Genomic DNA, 17,267 nt, shown 5'->3' with positions numbered 1-17,267 from the left:
GCTATTAATTTTTTATTTTTTTTGAAGTAAGGCCATATAAAATCCATCGAAACCAGTTTTCGAAGCTAATACTTTATTCTCTTTTACAAATGTAAAATCTTTTCCAGCTTCGGAAGCTAAAAATGTTTTAACTTGATTCTGATTTTCAGAAGGTAAAATGGAGCAGGTGGCATAAACCATTTGTCCTCCAGGCTTTACAATTCGGGAGTACTGTTGAAGAATTTCTTGTTGAGTAATTTTTATTTTATCTAAAAATTCAGGTTCTAATTTCCATTTCGCATCGGGGTTTCTTCGTAAAACGCCTAAACCAGAACAGGGTGCATCAATTAAAACACGATCGGCTTTATCATATAGTTTTTTAATGACTTTCGTGGAATCAATATGTCTTGGTTCAATATTGTGAGCGCCATTTCGTTTGGCACGACGTTTTAGTTCATTTAGTTTATTGGCATAAATATCTAATGCAATAATTTGCCCTTTATTTTCCATTAAGGATGCTATATGCAATGTTTTTCCTCCGGCGCCAGCGCAGGTGTCTACCACGCGCATTCCAGGCTCCACATTTAAAAATTCCGCAACTAGTTGAGATGATGCATCTTGCACCTCAAAATGTCCGTTTTTAAAGGCATCGGATGTAAACACATTGGCACGTTCTTTTAATCTTAAAGCGTTTGGGTAGTCTTTGATAAATTCTGTGTCAATCTCTAAATCGAATAATTCAGCTTGTAGTTTTTCCTTGGTTGTTTTGAGTGTATTAACACGCAAAACAACATCTGCTTGCTCATTTAAAGCAGCAATTTCTTTAGTCCAAGCCGCTTCGCCTAATTCTTTAACGCCTAACTCATCCATCCAATCTGGAATAGATTCTTTAAATTTTCTAATTTTAGACAATTCATCAAAACGGCCTTTAATTTTACGTGAAGGTGTGTTTTCAAAATATTTCCAATCGGGTAATTTAATACCTCTTAAAGTTGCCCATACGGCAAAAACACGCCATAAATCTTCACGGCTATACGGTTCTTTTACCTCTGCGATTTCAGAATATAAGCGTTTCCACCTTACAATGTCGTAGGTTGTTTCTGCTACAAAACCACGATCGCGACTTCCCCAACGTTTATCGCGTTTTAATAATTGCTGTATGACTTTATCAGCATATTTCCCTTCATTAAATATTAGTGTTAAACCATCTATAACGGCAAAACATAAGTTTCTGTGTAATCGCATTCTGTATATATGTATTGCATTCCGAAACTGTTTTCTAAAACATTTCCAAAATACTTTTTAGTTATTTAAAAGCATGCAAAGGTACACAAAGTTTATTTCTTTAGAAGTTTATCTAAATATTCGTTTAGCTTTTCTATTTTTATACAAAATAACTCATCATGAAAAATTTGTTTCTAGTTTTAATAGTACTAACAATTGTGGCTTGTAAGAATGATTCAAAAAAATATGCGTTGCCTATTTCAAGCGTTGAAATTGAAACAATATTAGAAGATTCTACCTTGAGTATTCGTGCTTTACAGATACTAGATTCTAAAAGCTTGGCCTTTGGCGCAAATAATAATACCTATGGGTTATGTGATATGGAGTCGAATAAATGGTTAATTTCAGAACAGACTCATGACTCATTAAATTTAGAGTTTCGAGCAATAGGGAATAATTCTGAAGATTTTTTTATGTTGAATGTAGGAAGTCCCGCATTAATGTTTAAAACATCTAATTCAGGAATTATGGAATTAGTATATAAAGAGGTTCATGAGAAGGTGTTTTATGATGCTATGGCATTTTGGAATAAACAAGAAGGTATTGCCATCGGTGATGCTACAGATACTTGTTTAAGTATTATTATTACCAGAGATGGTGGTAATACATGGCAAAAAATTCCGTGTGATAAGTTGCCAGATGCAAGTAATGGTTCTGCGGCATTTGCTGCGAGTAATACCAACATTGTGGTAAAAGGAGCAAAGGCCTGGGTTGCAACAGGTGGGAAGGTAAGTACGGTATTATATTCTGGAGATAAAGGTGAAACATGGGAAGTTTTTCAGACACCTATTATTCAAGGATTAGAGACTACAGGTATGTATTCTATTGATTTTTATGATGACATGATTGGTTTTGCTATTGGTGGTGATTACACCAAGCCTGACAATAATTCAGCTAATAAAATTAGAACAATAGATGGCGGAAAAACATGGGAATTAGTTGCTGAAAACAAAGAACCTGGTTATCGCAGTTGTGTCCAGTATATTCCAAATAGTGACGGTAAAGAATTGCTAGCTGTTGGATTTAAAGGCATGGATTATTCCAATGATAATGGTACAACATGGACACACCTGTCAGACGAAGGATTTTATTCCATTCGTTTTTTAAATGACAGTGTTGCTTATGCATCTGGACAAGGCAGGGTTAGTAAACTTCTTTTTAAACGAAACTAATAAAAAAAGCAGCCAGTTGGCTGCTTTTTTTATTAAGGCGTGTTTTTGGACTTTCCGTGTCGGTTTTTATATTCTTCAAACATTTTACGTTTAAAATCATCTTCTACTTTTTTTAGTAAAACGACTTTTTTAGCCGGTAAAACGGTTTGTAAGTCTTTCATGTATTTCTGATAAGACTGATATCTTTTCTCGTAAAGCAATTCCATTTCCTTAATTAAACTTTTGGCGTTGCTTTCCGTTAAATTTTCCATATCTATATCTTTTCGCTTATCAGATAAGTCGTGGCGAAGTTTATTGTGATCTTCCTCAAACTTATTATATATAGGCCAGAATTTCTGTGCTTCGGTTTGGGTCAAATTTAATTTTTCTGTGATATAAGCTACTTTTAAGGTTTTAATTTTTTCATGATGGGCATCACGATTTTGTGAAAAGCCAACTGTGCTAAACAATACAGTTGCTAATATTAAAATTGTCTGTTTCATTTTGTATGTTTTAGTCTTATTCAAGGTCTTCTAATTCTGAATTGTTATACAAATAACTTTCTAATGACACATCGCTTAAAGCGTCTGTGTAAATAGCATCTTCAAAAGCTGAAGGATCAATAATAAGGTTGTTTAAGGTTGATGATTCATAATCATTTGAAAGGATATAATCTTCAATACTTTCGTTATCTAATGATGAAAAACTAACCGGTTTATTAAAATCTGGCAAACTTATCACTAAAATGGCAATAGCAGCAATACTAGCAGCGTAGAGCCAGGTTTTTTTAGAGAAGAGCGGAATAACCTTTGTTTCCGTTTTTTCTTCTGAAACTATATCAAGTTTTGGAACTTGGAACGTTTCAAAATAATTTTCTGGTACCTTAAAACCCGATGCCTTACTTTGTTCCTTAAGAGCTATTTCACTTAAAAGTGTTTCCTCAAAATTCTTGAAGTAGTTATCCGGTGTTTTAAAACCTGTTTTTTTTATAGTATGTAATTTACTGTTTTTCATTACTGTTTAGACTCAAATTTCTTAAAAAGGTTTAATCGTTCAGTAAGTAGTCCTCTACTTTTTTAACCGCAATGTGATATGATGCTTTTAAAGCGCCTTCACTAGTTTCTAAAATTTCAGACATGTCTTTGTATTTTAAATCTTGAAAGTACTTCATATTAAAAACGAGTTGTTGCTTTTCGGGTAACCTAGCAATAGCTCGCTGTAATTTTAGTTGAATATCATCTCCTTCAAAATACACATCAGCTTGTAAATTTGCTATTGCTAAATCCTGAACTTCCTCATTGGTAATTTGCATCTCTTTAGCGCGCTTATTTATAAATGTTAAGGCTTCATTAGTTGCAATCCGGTACATCCAAGAAAATAATTTGCTGTCACCTTTAAAGTTATCAATATTTCGATAAATTTTTATGAAGGTATTCTGCAAAACATCATCTGTATCGTCGTGCGATTTAACAAAATGACGAATATGCCAATATAGTCGCTCTTTGTATTGCGTTACCAAATCGTTGAAAGCGACATGACGTTTGCTTTCAGACTTTAAATCGGCTACTAATTGGGTTTCGGAATTCACAAATCGATTTTTACTTTAGACTAGCAGAAGGTAAAAAAGTTTAATGAGACTTTGTAAAAAAAACGATCGTCTTCAGCGAACCGAAGGATTGGAACAGAAAATATAGCGTAAGAAGACTAGAGTCTACTCAAAACTTTGCATTTCTACCAACCTGCGGTACATGCCATTTTTGTCTATTAATTCGGTATGTGTTCCTTGTTCCACAATCTGACCATGTTGCATAACAACAATTAAATCGGCATTCTGAATAGTGGATAAACGGTGTGCAATAACAATAGATGTTCGGTTTTTCATCATGTTCTCAAGCGCCACTTGCACCAATCGTTCGCTTTCGGTATCTAAAGCTGAAGTGGCTTCATCCAGAATCATTATCGGTGGGTTTTTAAGAACAGCTCTAGCTATACTTAAACGCTGCTTTTGTCCGCCAGAAAAATTATTTCCAGCATCGCCAACATTGGTATTAATTCCATTGGGTAGCTCTTGAACAAACTCCCAAGCATTGGCTATTTTTAAAGCATCAATAACTTCCGTATCTGTAGCACCTGGTTTACCAATTAATAGGTTGTTTTTTATAGAATCGTTAAATAAAATGGAATCTTGGGTTACTAATCCCATTTGGTCTCTTAAGGACTTTTTATTCATGTTTTTTATATCGATACCATCTATAGTAATATTGCCTTCATTTACATCATAAAATCGGGTAACCAAATTCGCAATAGTACTTTTACCACTACCAGATTGTCCAACAAGTGCAACGGTTTTGCCTTTTTCCACATGCAGGCTAAAGTTTTTAAGAACCAGGTCATTATCGTATTTAAACGAAATTTTATTGATAGAAACTTTATCTTTAAAATCCTTGAAATCTATGGCATCAGGATTATCTTCCATGTTGTCTTCTTCATGTAGAATTTCGAAAACACGATCGGCAGCTGCCATTCCATTTTTAACTTTATAACTGGCCTTACTAATTGCTTTTGCAGGCGTTAATATAGCATAGGCTAAACCCATAAAAGCTATGAACGTTGTGCCTTCAATAATGTTATCAATTAGTACTAATTTTCCGCCGTACCACAATAGTACCGCAATAGTAGCTATTCCTAATACTTCGCTAACCGGTCCAGCTAAATTATTTTTTAAGCCAATTTTATTGGACAATCTCAAAATACTATCCGCTGAATTTGTAAAATTTTTAGTAAAAATCGGTTCAGCTGTATAACCTTTTACAATCTTTAATCCGGTTAATGATTCTTCAACAATAGAAATTAATTTACCAGATTCTTGCTGTGCTTTTAGCGAATTACTTTTTAAGCTTTTACCTATTCTTGAGATTAAAAAACCGGCGATTGGAATAAAGCAAAGCACAAAAACGGATAACTCCCAACTTATTGTAAACATCAATGCTAATGAAAATATGATGGTTAATGGCTCTCGGACAATAAGCTCTAAAACGATAAAAAATGAATTTTGCATTTCGTTAATATCACCTAAAATTCGCGCCATTACATCACCTTTCTGCCTTTTTGAATAAAAGCTCAAGGGTAATTGAATTATTTTTTGATACATGTCTTTTCTCAAAGCCGTTAAAACCCCGTTTCTTAAATACATAACATGTTGCATAGCAAAATAGCCAAAGAGATTTTTCAATAAAAACGTGGATATAACAATAGCGATAACAATTACTAATGCCATTTGTGCATTGCCATCCACCAAATAACCACTAACTTTATAGTTAAGTAAATCTTGACTATAATTTTTAAGATCGAAAATTCCATTCCAAACTGGTGCTTCCGTAACAATAGTGGTTTTATCAAATAACACATTAAGCATAGGAATTAATGCAATAAAAGCTAAAGCACTAAATAAGGCATAGAGTAAATTAAAAAAGATATTTAAGAAAACATGCGACTTAAATTTCTTTATATAAGGTAGTAATTGTATTATTATTTTTTTCATCTAGTTTAGATTCATCTCCTTCAAAATTGCATCAATTTTGTTTTCCAATTTCTGTTCCGTTGCTTGAAACGCTGACACATTGTCCAGAGTGGTATTAACGCTAATGTAAAACTTAATTTTGGGTTCAGTGCCACTTGGTCTTAAAGCTATTTGACTACCATCTTCCAAATAATAAATAAGCACATTGGATTTTGGCACATGAATTTGTTCAATATAGCCATTGCTTAATTGCCTGGATTGTGATAATTGATAATCTTCAATTTTCATAACTTTAGATCCATTCACCTTTTCTAAAGGGTTTTCCCGTGCATCATACATCATCTGTTTGATTTCTTGAGCACCTTCAATACCTTTTTTAGTGATAGAAACTAAACGTTCTTTATAAAAGCCATGTTCTATATATAAGTTGATTAATGCTTCATAAATGGAGCTGCCTTGTGCTTTTGCTTGGGCTGCAATTTCGCAAGCCAAAAGAGTTGCGGTAACAGCATCTTTATCGCGAACAAAATCGCCAACCATAAACCCGAAACTTTCTTCACCACCACCAATAAAATTAAGTTCTGGAAAGTCTTTTATCATTTTAGCTATCCATTTAAATCCGGTTAAGCCAATTTTACATTCCACCTGATATGCATCTGCTAACTGTTGCATCATAGGTGTGGATACAATGGTAGAGCCAATAAACTCCTTACCTTTAATTTTGTCCGCTTTTTTCCATTGCTTTAACAAAAATTCCGTCATGATTATCATGGCTTGATTTCCATTAAGGATAATCATTTCATTATCTAAATCTCTAACAGCTACACCAACCCGATCACTATCGGGATCGGTACCGATAACAATATCAGCTTGTACTTTTTCAGCTAATTCCAAAGCCATTTTTAAGGCTGCTGGTTCTTCAGGATTTGGCGATTTTACCGTAGGAAAATCACCGTCTGGTTTGGCTTGCTCTTCAACAATATGAACTTGATTATAACCCGCTCGTTTTAAGGTTTCCGGAATAATAGTAATAGATGTGCCATGTAAGGAAGTGAAAACAATATTCAGATTATCTTTTGCTTTTTGATGTGTATTAAAACTTCCATTTTTAACGGAAGCATTAATGAATACATTATCTAGAGCTTCACCAATATAATTAATTAACGGTTCTTGCGCTTCAAAATTAATTTCAGCATATTCTAATCGATTAATTTCGGCAATAATTTCAGCATCTTGCGGTGGTACTAATTGGCCACCATCTTGCCAATACACTTTAAAACCGTTGTATTCTGGCGGATTATGAGATGCCGTTAAAACTATGCCACAGTGGCATTTTAAATATTTTAGGGTGAAGGATAATTCTGGTGTTGGACGTAAATCTTGGAATAAAAAGACTTCAATATTATTGGCTGAAAATACATCAGCAACCAATTTGGCTAAAGATTGGCTGTTATGTCGGCAATCGAAAGCAATGGCAACTTTTATAATTTCGCCAGGAAAGCTTTGTTTTAAATAGTTGCTTAAGCCTTGTGTGTTTTTTCCTAGTGTATATTTGTTAATTCGGTTGGTCCCGATTCCCATAATACCGCGCATACCACCAGTTCCAAACTCTAAATCTTTATGGAAAGCTTCCTGCAATTCCGCGGGATTGGTGGCGATTAAGTTTTTTATATATTCTTGAGTCTCTGTATCAAAAGTAGGCGTTAACCATGTGTTTATACGCGCTAATAATTCAGGTTTAATATGTGTCATAGTTAAAATAAAGTAGCGTACAATAGTACGAAATTCATAAAAATGTGTGCTAGATAACTGTTAAATAGCATCTTTTATTAAATACCGCTTTCTGTTTTCTTTGGTTCGCAATATAATTTCGCCTAGAAAGCCAGCAACAAAAAATTGCGTACCAATTATCATGGTTACCAAAGCAATAAAAAACTGTGGTCTGTCTGTAATAAGACGACCATCAGGATTTAAAAATAGTTTATCAATTCCTAAATAAAAGGAAAATGCAAATCCAATAGCAAACATCATGACGCCAAGTGCACCAAATAAATGCATGGGTCTTCTTCCAAATCTGGAAATAAACCAAATGGTAATTAAATCTAGAAAACCGTGAATAAAACGATCCATTCCAAATTTTGTTTCGCCATACTTTCTAGCTTGATGCTGCACCACTTTTTCACCAATTTTAGTAAAGCCTGCATTTTTTGCTAATACCGGAATATAACGATGCATTTCACCATTTACATCAATGTTTTTTACCACATTTCGTCGGTATGCTTTTAGTCCGCAATTAAAATCATTGAGTTTAACACCCGACGTTTTTCGAGCTGCCCAATTGAACAATTTAGACGGCATATTTTTAGAAAGTACGGCGTCGTAGCGTTTTTTCTTCCAACCGGAAACCATGTCAAAACCTTCCGATAGAATCATATTGTATAAATCAGGAATTTCTTCTGGATTGTCCTGAAGATCGGCATCCATGGTAATTACAACATCGCCTTGTGCTTTTTCAAAACCAGCGTGTAAAGCTTGGGATTTTCCAAAATTCCTTAAAAACTGAATGCCTTTTACTGCGTTATTTTTTTCGGAAAGCTGTTGAATGATTTTCCAAGAATCATCTGTGCTACCATCATCAATAAAAAGGATTTCATAAGAAAAATGATTGGATTGCATAACTTTTGCAATCCAATCATGTAGTTCTATTAAAGACTCTTGTTCGTTAAGTAGTGGTATGACTACTGATATATTCATGTACGTGATTTCATATGTGAAACACCAAAAGTAACGAAATTATTTAAGCTTGTATATCTTCTTTTTTAACAACCAAAGCTACAATAAGGCCAACGACGCTAAATCCGACTAATTGAAATGCTAAAGCTTGTAAAATATTACCCAAGGAGTACATGTCTTCTTGCTTTTCCATTTCTTCAACTATTTGGGCAATAGATTCTTCTGGAGCACCAAAGCCACGCATCATTTCAACCTGTGACGCAAGTATTTTTTCTTGTAATATTCCTGACGCTTCTGGATCCACAATATTGAAAATTACATAACTAACAACGGTGCTAATCACTAAACCTATAAGGACTGTGATAAAAAAAGATGTAAAAGCACCTTTAAAGCTAATAAAGCCATTTAGTGCACCTCTTGATTTTGTTGAAGACATAACACCTAAAACAATAACCAAAATCATCATGGCAATTCCAAACCACCATTTCGTAAATAAATCTAGACTTATGGCATAAGCCATAACAGTTAATAATGATAAAATTCCGCCAAGGTACAGACCGAAATTAATTGCAATTGATTTAGTAGATGTTTCCATTTTGTTAATTTCTTTTAGTTGATTATAAAAAGTTAGTAAACAAATATAGCAAAACGTTACAATAAACTGTATTTTAAATAAGCTCTATTGTGTAATTATGGGAAGTTGTTTACTTTTGCATATTGAAGAGAAAAGTGTAAAAAAGCAATAAGAAAATAGAGGTAAGACTGAATAATTTAGTAATATGACATATTTCATATAAATAAATTAAAAAAGTATTGCATAGTTATTAAAATTGCCTAAATTTGCACTTCGAAAAAAGTTAAGATATTAAAGCATTTAGCGATGAAAAAAGAAATACATCCAGAAAATTATAGAGTAGTAGCGTTTAAAGACATGTCTAACGACGACGTTTTTTTAACAAAATCTACAGCAAACACGAACGAAACTTTAGAAGTGGAAGGTGTTGAATATCCATTAATTAAAATGGAGATTTCTAGAACATCACACCCTTTTTACACAGGTAAATCTAAATTAATTGATACGGCTGGTCGTATTGACAAGTTTAAAACTAAATACGCTAAATTTAAAAAATAAATTTAGTCCAAAATATATTTCTAAAAGCCTTTCAACTATTGAAAGGCTTTTTTTATTTTTACCAAAAAGCATATAACATGAACTACATTCTTTTTGATGGTCCTTCGCGCAATAATTTATTGCCATTTACATACACGCGTCCGGTTGCCGATATTCGTATTGGTATATTAACTATTCGTGAGAAATGGGAACTTTATTTAGGCTCTACAACCACGACAGTCACTGAAGAGTATTTATCGGACAAATACCCAATGGTTGAAATGGAGCAGAATGTCATGATTAATGCATCCTATTTACCTAATGATGAATTGGTAGCCATGATTACAGATTTAAGTGAAAACCAAGCTATTTTTAAGGATGAGGATGTAATTGCTTTTTACACGAAAGAATCTCAAGAGGAGGTTAATTTTGATTCTTATGAGGCCATTGAGTATACTGATTCGCTTTTAAAAGTTGAAAATACATGGGATATTTTTTCTAAAAACGGCGAAGCGATTCAAGATGATTTTGAACTACTAACAACGAATAGAAAATCGCAACCCATTCCAGCAACGGTAAATACCATTCATCCGGAATCTATTTTTATTGAAGAAGGTGCCAAACTGGATTTTGTAACCTTGAATGCTACAAATGGGCCAATATATATAGGTAAGGATGCCGAAGTTATGGAGGGAAGCGTTATTCGCGGACCTTTTGCTTTATGTGATCATGCAACCGTGAAAATGGCTTCTAAAATTTACGGCCCAACAACGGTTGGACCTCATAGTAAGGTAGGAGGAGAGGTTACTAATTCTGTAATTTTCGCCTATTCTAATAAAGGTCATGATGGATTTTTAGGAAATTCTGTTATTGGCGAATGGTGCAATTTAGGTGCCGATACTAATAACTCGAATTTAAAAAACAATTATGCGGAAGTGCGCCTGTGGGATTACCAAAAAGAAGGATTTGCAAAAACAGGTTTACAATTCTGTGGACTCATGATGGGTGACCACAGTAAATGTGGTATTAACACCATGTTTAATACGGGAACGGTTGTAGGTGTTAGTGCTAATATTTTTGGGAGTGGATTTCCACGAAATTTCGTGCCAAGTTTTTCTTGGGGAGGAAGCAGTGGGTTTACAACTTATTTAACCAAAAAAGCTTTTGAAGTTGCCGAAGTTGTTATGTCACGACGCGACATAGAATTTACGGAAAAAGATGCCGCTATTTTGGAGCATGTATTTGAAGAAACCAAACGATTTAGAAGAGAATAGCATCTAAAAATTTCACCTCTTTCATTAAATTCAATCAGTCTTTTTCACATGTTTTAACTCCAATAAGTTAATGGGGTTGATACCCAAACCCGAAATGTTTTTCCTTGTAAATCGGACAACTTCATCATAAAACATAGGTACAACAGGTGCAGAGGCCATAACTAAACTATCCATTTTGGTGTAAAGCCGTTCTCTTTCTAAAGTGTTAGTTTCTGTAAAAGCCTGTTCATACCAAGCATCAAACTGGTCATTTTTATAATGTGTGTAATTAGGACCATTAGGTGCAAAATTTTTGCTGTAGTAGAGTGATAAATAATTTTCAGCATCTGGATAATCTGCTACCCAGCTAGCGCGAAACATATCTAATTTACCATTTGCTTTAGAGTCTTTTAAACTAGAAGCAGGAATTACATTAATAGAAACTAATAGACCAGTTTTTTGGAGTTCTCTCTGGATATACTCGCAAAAACTTAAATAATTACTGGTGGTTGTAATCGTGATTTCAGGGTTTCTATTTCCAGTTTCTGTTTTAAATTGTTCAACCAATTCTTTTGCTTTTTCAGGCTGATAATTAAATCCGGATTTTTGACTATAACCAGGTAAGCCTTTTGGAATGAATCCGCCATGAGCTGGAATACCAACGCCATTCCGCAGGTAAATCATCATTTTCTCTCTGTCAAAACCATAATTTACTGCTTTTCTAATATATTCTGATTGTATTTCCGCAACGTCAGAATCCATATAAAACGCCAAATATTCCGTATTTAAATAAGGACCACGTATCATGTTTACATCATTGGCATAATTGTCACGAAGTGTTCCATTGGCTGTTAGAATTTCATCCTTATATGATGCATCCAAACCAGATACATAGTCTATGTTTCCTTGTGCAAATTGTAAAAATTCACTTTGCTTATCCGGAAGAAATGTTATGGCAATAGCTTCTAAATACGGAAGCTTTTTACCTTGTTTATCAGATTCGAAATAATTAGTATGCTTTCTGAAAACGAGCTTTAAGTTTTCTTCCCATCGTTTAAATTTAAAGGGACCAGTACCAATTGGATGTGCTCTAAAATCAGTGCCATAATGTTCTACAATTTCCTTCGGAACTACGGAACAATACTTCATGGTTAGTAAACCTAAAAAAGCAGGAAAGGGCTGTGTCAGTTTTATTTCGAAAATAGAATCATTAACCGCATAAAAGTCCTCTACTTTATTTAACACCCAGCTACCAGGCGATGCAATTTGTTTGTCTTTTATTCGGTTAAAGCTGTATTCAAAATCGGAAGCCTTTACCGTTCTGGTAGAATCCTCACCAAATAATCCATGATTATGAAAATACACGTCATGACGTAAGGTAAATGTATAGGTTTTAGCACTATCTGAAACTACCCAGTTTTTAGCAATACTTGGTTTAACGTTTAAGCTGTCATCCATTTCCACCAAACCATTAAAAAGCTGATTAGTTGCCCAAATATCTGCCAAATCTTTAGAAAAGGCAGGATCTAAAGAACTGATGTTTTTATGCTCATTATACCTAAATATATTTGTTAGCTCCTGTTTATCAGACGAACATCCTAAAAAGAGCAAAAAAATAACAGTGTAATATTTCATGATTATCAATTAGATTGTCTATATTTAGCGGTTATAAATCTAAAACTTTAAAATTATGAAAAAAAATTACATTTTACCTTTATTGTTATGTTTACTTACTTGGGCATCCCATGCACAAGCTGTAGTTATAGATCAACCTGTGAACGCAGCAGGAAGTGCACTTGTTAGTTTTCAAGGGAACGATGGCGTTGGAGTATATGTTTCAGATGACTTTGTTCTGCCTAGTAATACTATTTTAGGAGAGATTGATATTTATGGGCTATTAAGTAATACGGTTAATTTTACAAATTTATTAAGCTTTAATGTTTTTATTTATGCTGATAATGCAGGTGTACCAAATGGTAATCCTAGTGTTCCTGGAACAGGTGTTGTTGAACTTTCTGGAATTTCGGCAACTGACTTCACATTAAATGAAGATGGTGCTGGTGCAGCCAACTTTACAGTCCGTGTTACAGATGCTAATGGAGGAACGCAAATTACATTACCAGCAGGAACATATTGGATTGCGGCATTTCCAACTGTAAATGAAGCTTTCTCTACTACAGGATTGAACAGGTGGAACTGGTTTGGCTCAACTGCTGCGGTTTCTGGTGAAGAACCTGTATTAATAGACCCATCTAATTTATTTGGGGCTGGAGCGACGAATTGGACAAATATTTCTGGTTTACTTGGTGAATCTTTTCCAAGTTCAGGATTTCAAATTAGAGATGAGGCGCCACTTTCTGTAAAAGATTTTTCAATGGAAAAAATCTCTGTAACGCCTAACCCGGCTCAAGATTATATTCATATTAATTTTCCACAGTCAGTTTCTAATTTCTCAACGGAGTTATATGACATTGCTGGAAAATTAGTTTTAAAATCTAATAATATTGAAAGACTAAATATAGGTAAATTACACGCTGGTGTATATATATTAAAAGTAGCTACGGATACTGGTTCAGTTACTAAACGAATTATAAAGAGTTAATATCGTAACTAATAAAACTTAAAAAGGCGTGCTTTAATTAAAGCACGCCTTTTTTGTAGTTTTTCTATCAATTATAAAAAAAAGTGGCGTTGGCAGGAAAAATAAATAGGTATGTTCCCAATTAGATGCGAACACCAACGGGAAGCATACTTTTGTATTGTCTGTTTTTTCTAATAAACCTGGCTATTTCAGGGCTTGTAGGAACAACACTCAAATTACGCTCTTGAATGTTTTTAAAAACGATAATTATAAATTCGTTTTGAAATGCTTCCGAAAATACGTCTTCCGGAATAATAAGCTTTGTTAAAAATATTTTACGTTCCTGAAGTGAATATTCAATTTTTGCAAGTTGATCGTCTATTTTTAATTCAAACTGACGCAAAAAGTCATTGTCAATGAGTTCATGTTCTTCTATCATAATATTCTTTTTTATTCAATGGAATTATAGGGAGTGAAAACTATTTTTATATAGTTTTGTAACACAAATTTACGAAAAAATATTGTCATTATTAATAATAAAGGCTTTTAATACCTTATGAATCAAGATATAATACATGTATATTTTATGCCCGGATTAGCTGCTAGCTCAACCATTTTTGAATATATAAAATTACCCGAATCAGATTTTAAAATTCACTTGTTGGAATGGCAAATTCCTGAAGAAAATGAAACACTTACCAATTATGCTTTACGTATGGTAAATCAAATAACAGAAAAAAATGTGGCCTTAATTGGTGTTTCATTTGGTGGTGTTTTGGTTCAGGAAATGAGTAAGCATTTAAAAATTAAACGATTAATTATTATTTCTAGTATAAAAAGCAAAAAGGAAATGCCCAAACGGATGAAAATTATGCGCGCTACTAAAGCCTTTAAATTGTTTCCGGCTTCTTTAATGGGTAATATGGATGTGTTGGCAAAATACGCTTTTGGAGAAACCGTTAAAAAACGCGTGGCGCTTTATAAAAAGTATCTGTCTGTAACAGACCCACGATATATTAATTGGGCAGTTAAAGAAATGATTTGTTGGAATCAAAATAAAGCTCCAGAAAATATTATCCATATACATGGATCATTGGATAATGTTTTCCCATACAGGCATATTAAAAATTGCATTACAATTGATAAAGGAACACATATCATGATCCTCAATAAATACCGTTGGTTTAATGAACATTTACCAGAACTTATTTTAGAGGGTTCTAGTGAATCATGTTGATTTTTTTTATAACTTTAAACAAAAACTTACAGAGATGAAATTGATGAAAAGAATGTTAATGATGGTAGGATTGTTAAGTTTAACTTTCCTATTTATTTTTGCACAACAGAACGCAAAAACGGATGAAAATTTTGAAAAGCAACTTATAAACGATTATAATGTTTATGCACTTCAAATTCCTGATAATTTGGATTTTGCAGGTGAACCTTTACCATTAAAAGATCCGGATATTTATGAACGCATGGACCGCGAATTATTGGTAAATACCTATTGGCAGTCCAACGGACTACTCATGTTTAAACGTGCTAAAAAGTACTTTCCAATTATTGAACCTATTTTAGCAAAACATGGTGTTCCAGACGATTTTAAATATTTGGCAGTAATAGAAAGTGGGTTAACCAATGCTGTATCGCCAGCAGGAGCCAGAGGTGTTTGGCAAATAATGCCAACAACTGCACGTGAATATGGATTGGAAGTAAATGATAATGTGGATGAACGTTATAATTTAGAAATGTCTACCGAAATCGCGTGCGATTATTTGAAAAAATCCAAAGAGAAATTAGGGTCATGGACATTGGCAGCTGCCGCGTATAATGCCGGAATGTCTGGAATATCTAGACGTTTAAGTGAACAGAATGTTACTGGGTATTACGATTTGCTTTTAGGTGAAGAAACAGGACGCTATATGTTTAGAATTGTGGCCTTAAAAGAAATTTTATCCAACGCTGATAAATATGGTTTTAATTTTAGAGATAAAGACTTATATAAAAACATTCCAACCTATAAAGTTGCGGTAGATACAGCGGTTACAGATTTTACTGCTTTTGCAGAAACATATAACATTAATTATAAAATTTTAAAAATTCACAACCCTTGGTTGCGTGAACCTTTTTTAAACAATAAGTCTAGAAAAAACTATTTTATTGAAATTCCGCAAGACGGTTACTACTCCACAAAACCTTAATGTTAGATTTCTTAAAAGATAATATTTGGATCCTTGCAATTATTCTGAACTATGTTTTGGCAATTTCGGCTGCCATTACTATTTTATTTAAAAACATAAACCCCACCAAAACCCTTTCCTTTATAATGGTTTTGGTGGTTTTTCCATTTTTAGGACTGATAGTTTATTACTTTTTTGGGCAAGAATACCGAAAGAATAAAATTTTCAATCGAAAAAATGTTCTCAACGAACAAATTATTCAGAATCTGGGGAGAGATTTTGAGTTAAGTGAAAGCCAACTTCATAATTTGGATGATTATTTAGACGAAAAAATTAAACTCGTTTACCTCCTTAACAACAATAAAAACACGCCTGTAACATTACATAATGAACTTCAAATAATTAAAAATGCGAAGAAGAAATTTGAGTTATTATTTGAAGATCTAAAAAGTGCCAAACATCATATTCATTTAGAATACTACATTTTAAAAGACGATAATATTGGAACAAAACTTATTGATATTCTTTGTGATAAAGCGAAGGAAGGTATTAAAGTCCGCTTAACTTTTGATGATGTGGGAAGTAAAATGTCATGGCGAACTAAAAGAAAAATGCGCCAAAGTGGTATAGAATTTTATGCGTTTATGCCTGTTTTGTTTCCCAATTTCACGGGTAAAATGAACTATAGAAACCATCGGAAAATTGCTATTATTGATGGAAAAATAGGCTATGTGGGCGGTGTAAATATATCGGACAGCTATGTGAATTATAAAGATGGCGATTCCTATTGGCGCGATACCCATTTACGAATAGTAGGCGAAGCCTTAAAACCACTTCAAGTACATTTTTTAATGACCTGGGACTTTGTATCTAATTCTAGTTGTAAAATTTCTTCAGAGTTATTCCCTCATGTTCAAATTGAATCCACCAAGGCCGTTCAAATTGCAGCAAGTGGACCCGATACAGATTGGGCAAATATTATGGAAGCTATGTTTGTAGCCATTAATACGGCTGAAGATTATGTATATATCACCACACCTTATTTTATTCCCAATGATGAAATTGTTACTGCTTTGCAGGTGGCAGCAAAGATTGGTTTGGATGTGCGATTACTTATTCCAAAAACGTCCGATTCTTGGACAGCTAAACATGCCACCAACTCACATATTGAGCGCTTGTTAGAAGCAAAAGTAAAAGTGTACCGCTACACTAAAGGCTTTATTCATGCAAAAACAATGGTAGTAGATGATTTGTTTTCTACGATTGGAACGGCAAATTTAGATTACAGGAGTTTTAATATTAATTTTGAAATTAACGCCCTTATCTATAATGAAGAAACAAGTGTTGAACTTAAAACTATTTTTTTAGAAGACCTTGAAGATAGTGAAGAACTTATTTTAGAAAAATGGCAACAGCGTTCCAAGTTTTGTAAACTAAAAGAATCCTATTGCCGACTATGGTCTCCGTTACTATAA

General features: G+C 33.6%; 17 protein-coding genes. 7 read left to right on the top strand and 10 right to left on the bottom strand.

The annotated features are described in order from the left end of the window. Positions 1 to 12: 12 nt before the first annotated feature. Positions 13 to 1,224, bottom strand: coding sequence for an RsmB/NOP family class I SAM-dependent RNA methyltransferase (locus GMA17_RS07075; RefSeq protein ID WP_248400473.1), 1,212 nt, complete (start codon positions 1,222 to 1,224; stop codon positions 13 to 15). A 158-nt stretch (positions 1,225 to 1,382) separates the two neighbouring features. Here GMA17_RS07075 and GMA17_RS07070 point away from each other — a divergent pair, with 158 nt between their 5' ends. Continuing rightward, a complete protein-coding gene (locus GMA17_RS07070; protein ID WP_248400471.1) occupies positions 1,383 to 2,435 on the top strand; it encodes an oxidoreductase in 1,053 nt (350 codons plus the stop codon). Positions 2,436 to 2,467: 32 nt separating this feature from the next. On the opposite strand, the gene GMA17_RS07065 is transcribed toward GMA17_RS07070, so the two are convergent. The 7 genes from GMA17_RS07065 to GMA17_RS07035 form a co-directional block, all read right to left on the bottom strand. Next, positions 2,468 to 2,917 carry a sensor of ECF-type sigma factor gene (locus tag GMA17_RS07065; RefSeq protein WP_248400469.1) on the bottom strand — a complete coding sequence of 150 codons (450 nt, stop codon included), beginning with the start codon at positions 2,915 to 2,917 and terminating at the stop codon, positions 2,468 to 2,470. Between the two features lie 16 nt (positions 2,918 to 2,933). Beyond that, positions 2,934 to 3,428: a hypothetical protein gene (locus GMA17_RS07060; RefSeq protein WP_248400468.1), complete on the bottom strand. Its 495-nt coding sequence runs from the start codon at positions 3,426 to 3,428 to the stop codon at positions 2,934 to 2,936. 31 nt (positions 3,429 to 3,459) lie between these two features. Next, complete coding sequence (locus GMA17_RS07055; RefSeq protein ID WP_248400466.1) at positions 3,460 to 4,002, bottom strand: RNA polymerase sigma factor; 543 nt, start codon at positions 4,000 to 4,002, stop codon at positions 3,460 to 3,462. A 123-nt stretch (positions 4,003 to 4,125) separates the two neighbouring features. Continuing rightward, positions 4,126 to 5,955: an ABC transporter ATP-binding protein gene (locus GMA17_RS07050; protein ID WP_248400464.1), complete on the bottom strand. Its 1,830-nt coding sequence runs from the start codon at positions 5,953 to 5,955 to the stop codon at positions 4,126 to 4,128. After that, positions 5,956 to 7,686, bottom strand: coding sequence for a phospho-sugar mutase (locus tag GMA17_RS07045; RefSeq protein ID WP_248400462.1), 1,731 nt, complete (start codon positions 7,684 to 7,686; stop codon positions 5,956 to 5,958). Between the two features lie 60 nt (positions 7,687 to 7,746). Next, positions 7,747 to 8,688 carry a glycosyltransferase family 2 protein gene (locus tag GMA17_RS07040; RefSeq protein WP_248400460.1) on the bottom strand — a complete coding sequence of 314 codons (942 nt, stop codon included), beginning with the start codon at positions 8,686 to 8,688 and terminating at the stop codon, positions 7,747 to 7,749. 43 nt (positions 8,689 to 8,731) lie between these two features. Next, a complete protein-coding gene (locus GMA17_RS07035; protein WP_248400458.1) occupies positions 8,732 to 9,262 on the bottom strand; it encodes a DUF4199 domain-containing protein in 531 nt (176 codons plus the stop codon). A 285-nt stretch (positions 9,263 to 9,547) separates the two neighbouring features. Here GMA17_RS07035 and GMA17_RS07030 point away from each other — a divergent pair, with 285 nt between their 5' ends. Further along, the gene (locus tag GMA17_RS07030; protein ID WP_248400456.1) at positions 9,548 to 9,799 is read left to right on the top strand and encodes a type B 50S ribosomal protein L31; all 252 of its coding nucleotides are present in this window, start codon (positions 9,548 to 9,550) and stop codon (positions 9,797 to 9,799) included. A 77-nt stretch (positions 9,800 to 9,876) separates the two neighbouring features. Beyond that, positions 9,877 to 11,052, top strand: a complete 1,176-nt coding sequence (locus GMA17_RS07025) for a GlmU family protein (RefSeq protein ID WP_248400442.1) — start codon at positions 9,877 to 9,879, stop codon at positions 11,050 to 11,052. A gap of 30 nt (positions 11,053 to 11,082) precedes the next feature. Here the strand turns inward: GMA17_RS07025 and GMA17_RS07020 are convergent, their stop codons facing one another. Further along, on the bottom strand, positions 11,083 to 12,666 hold the full coding sequence (locus GMA17_RS07020) for an ABC transporter substrate-binding protein (protein WP_248400441.1): 1,584 nt from the start codon (positions 12,664 to 12,666) through the stop codon (positions 11,083 to 11,085). Between the two features lie 55 nt (positions 12,667 to 12,721). Here GMA17_RS07020 and GMA17_RS07015 point away from each other — a divergent pair, with 55 nt between their 5' ends. Beyond that, positions 12,722 to 13,633, top strand: coding sequence for a T9SS type A sorting domain-containing protein (locus GMA17_RS07015; RefSeq protein WP_248400440.1), 912 nt, complete (start codon positions 12,722 to 12,724; stop codon positions 13,631 to 13,633). A 121-nt stretch (positions 13,634 to 13,754) separates the two neighbouring features. Here GMA17_RS07015 and GMA17_RS07010 read toward each other — a convergent pair whose 3' ends face one another. Then, positions 13,755 to 14,051, bottom strand: a complete 297-nt coding sequence (locus GMA17_RS07010) for an N-acetyltransferase (protein WP_248400439.1) — start codon at positions 14,049 to 14,051, stop codon at positions 13,755 to 13,757. 117 nt (positions 14,052 to 14,168) lie between these two features. Here GMA17_RS07010 and GMA17_RS07005 point away from each other — a divergent pair, with 117 nt between their 5' ends. Genes GMA17_RS07005 through cls form a run of 3 tightly spaced genes read left to right on the top strand, consistent with a single transcriptional unit; the run spans position 14,169 to position 17,267 of the window. Beyond that, a complete protein-coding gene (locus GMA17_RS07005) occupies positions 14,169 to 14,849 on the top strand; it encodes a YqiA/YcfP family alpha/beta fold hydrolase (protein ID WP_248400437.1) in 681 nt (226 codons plus the stop codon). 34 nt (positions 14,850 to 14,883) lie between these two features. Continuing rightward, the gene (locus tag GMA17_RS07000) at positions 14,884 to 15,813 is read left to right on the top strand and encodes a lytic transglycosylase domain-containing protein (protein ID WP_248400436.1); all 930 of its coding nucleotides are present in this window, start codon (positions 14,884 to 14,886) and stop codon (positions 15,811 to 15,813) included. After that, on the top strand, positions 15,813 to 17,267 hold the full coding sequence (gene cls, locus GMA17_RS06995; RefSeq protein WP_248400434.1) for a cardiolipin synthase: 1,455 nt from the start codon (positions 15,813 to 15,815) through the stop codon (positions 17,265 to 17,267). The genes GMA17_RS07000 and cls overlap by 1 nt, the downstream gene beginning before the upstream one ends.

This window comes from Bizionia sp. M204, assembly GCF_023205095.1.
Lineage (GTDB): Bacteria > Bacteroidota > Bacteroidia > Flavobacteriales > Flavobacteriaceae > Algorimicrobium > Algorimicrobium hallyeonense.
Note: the sequence above shows the minus strand (reverse complement) of the source record. Positions and strands in the feature narration are given on the sequence as shown.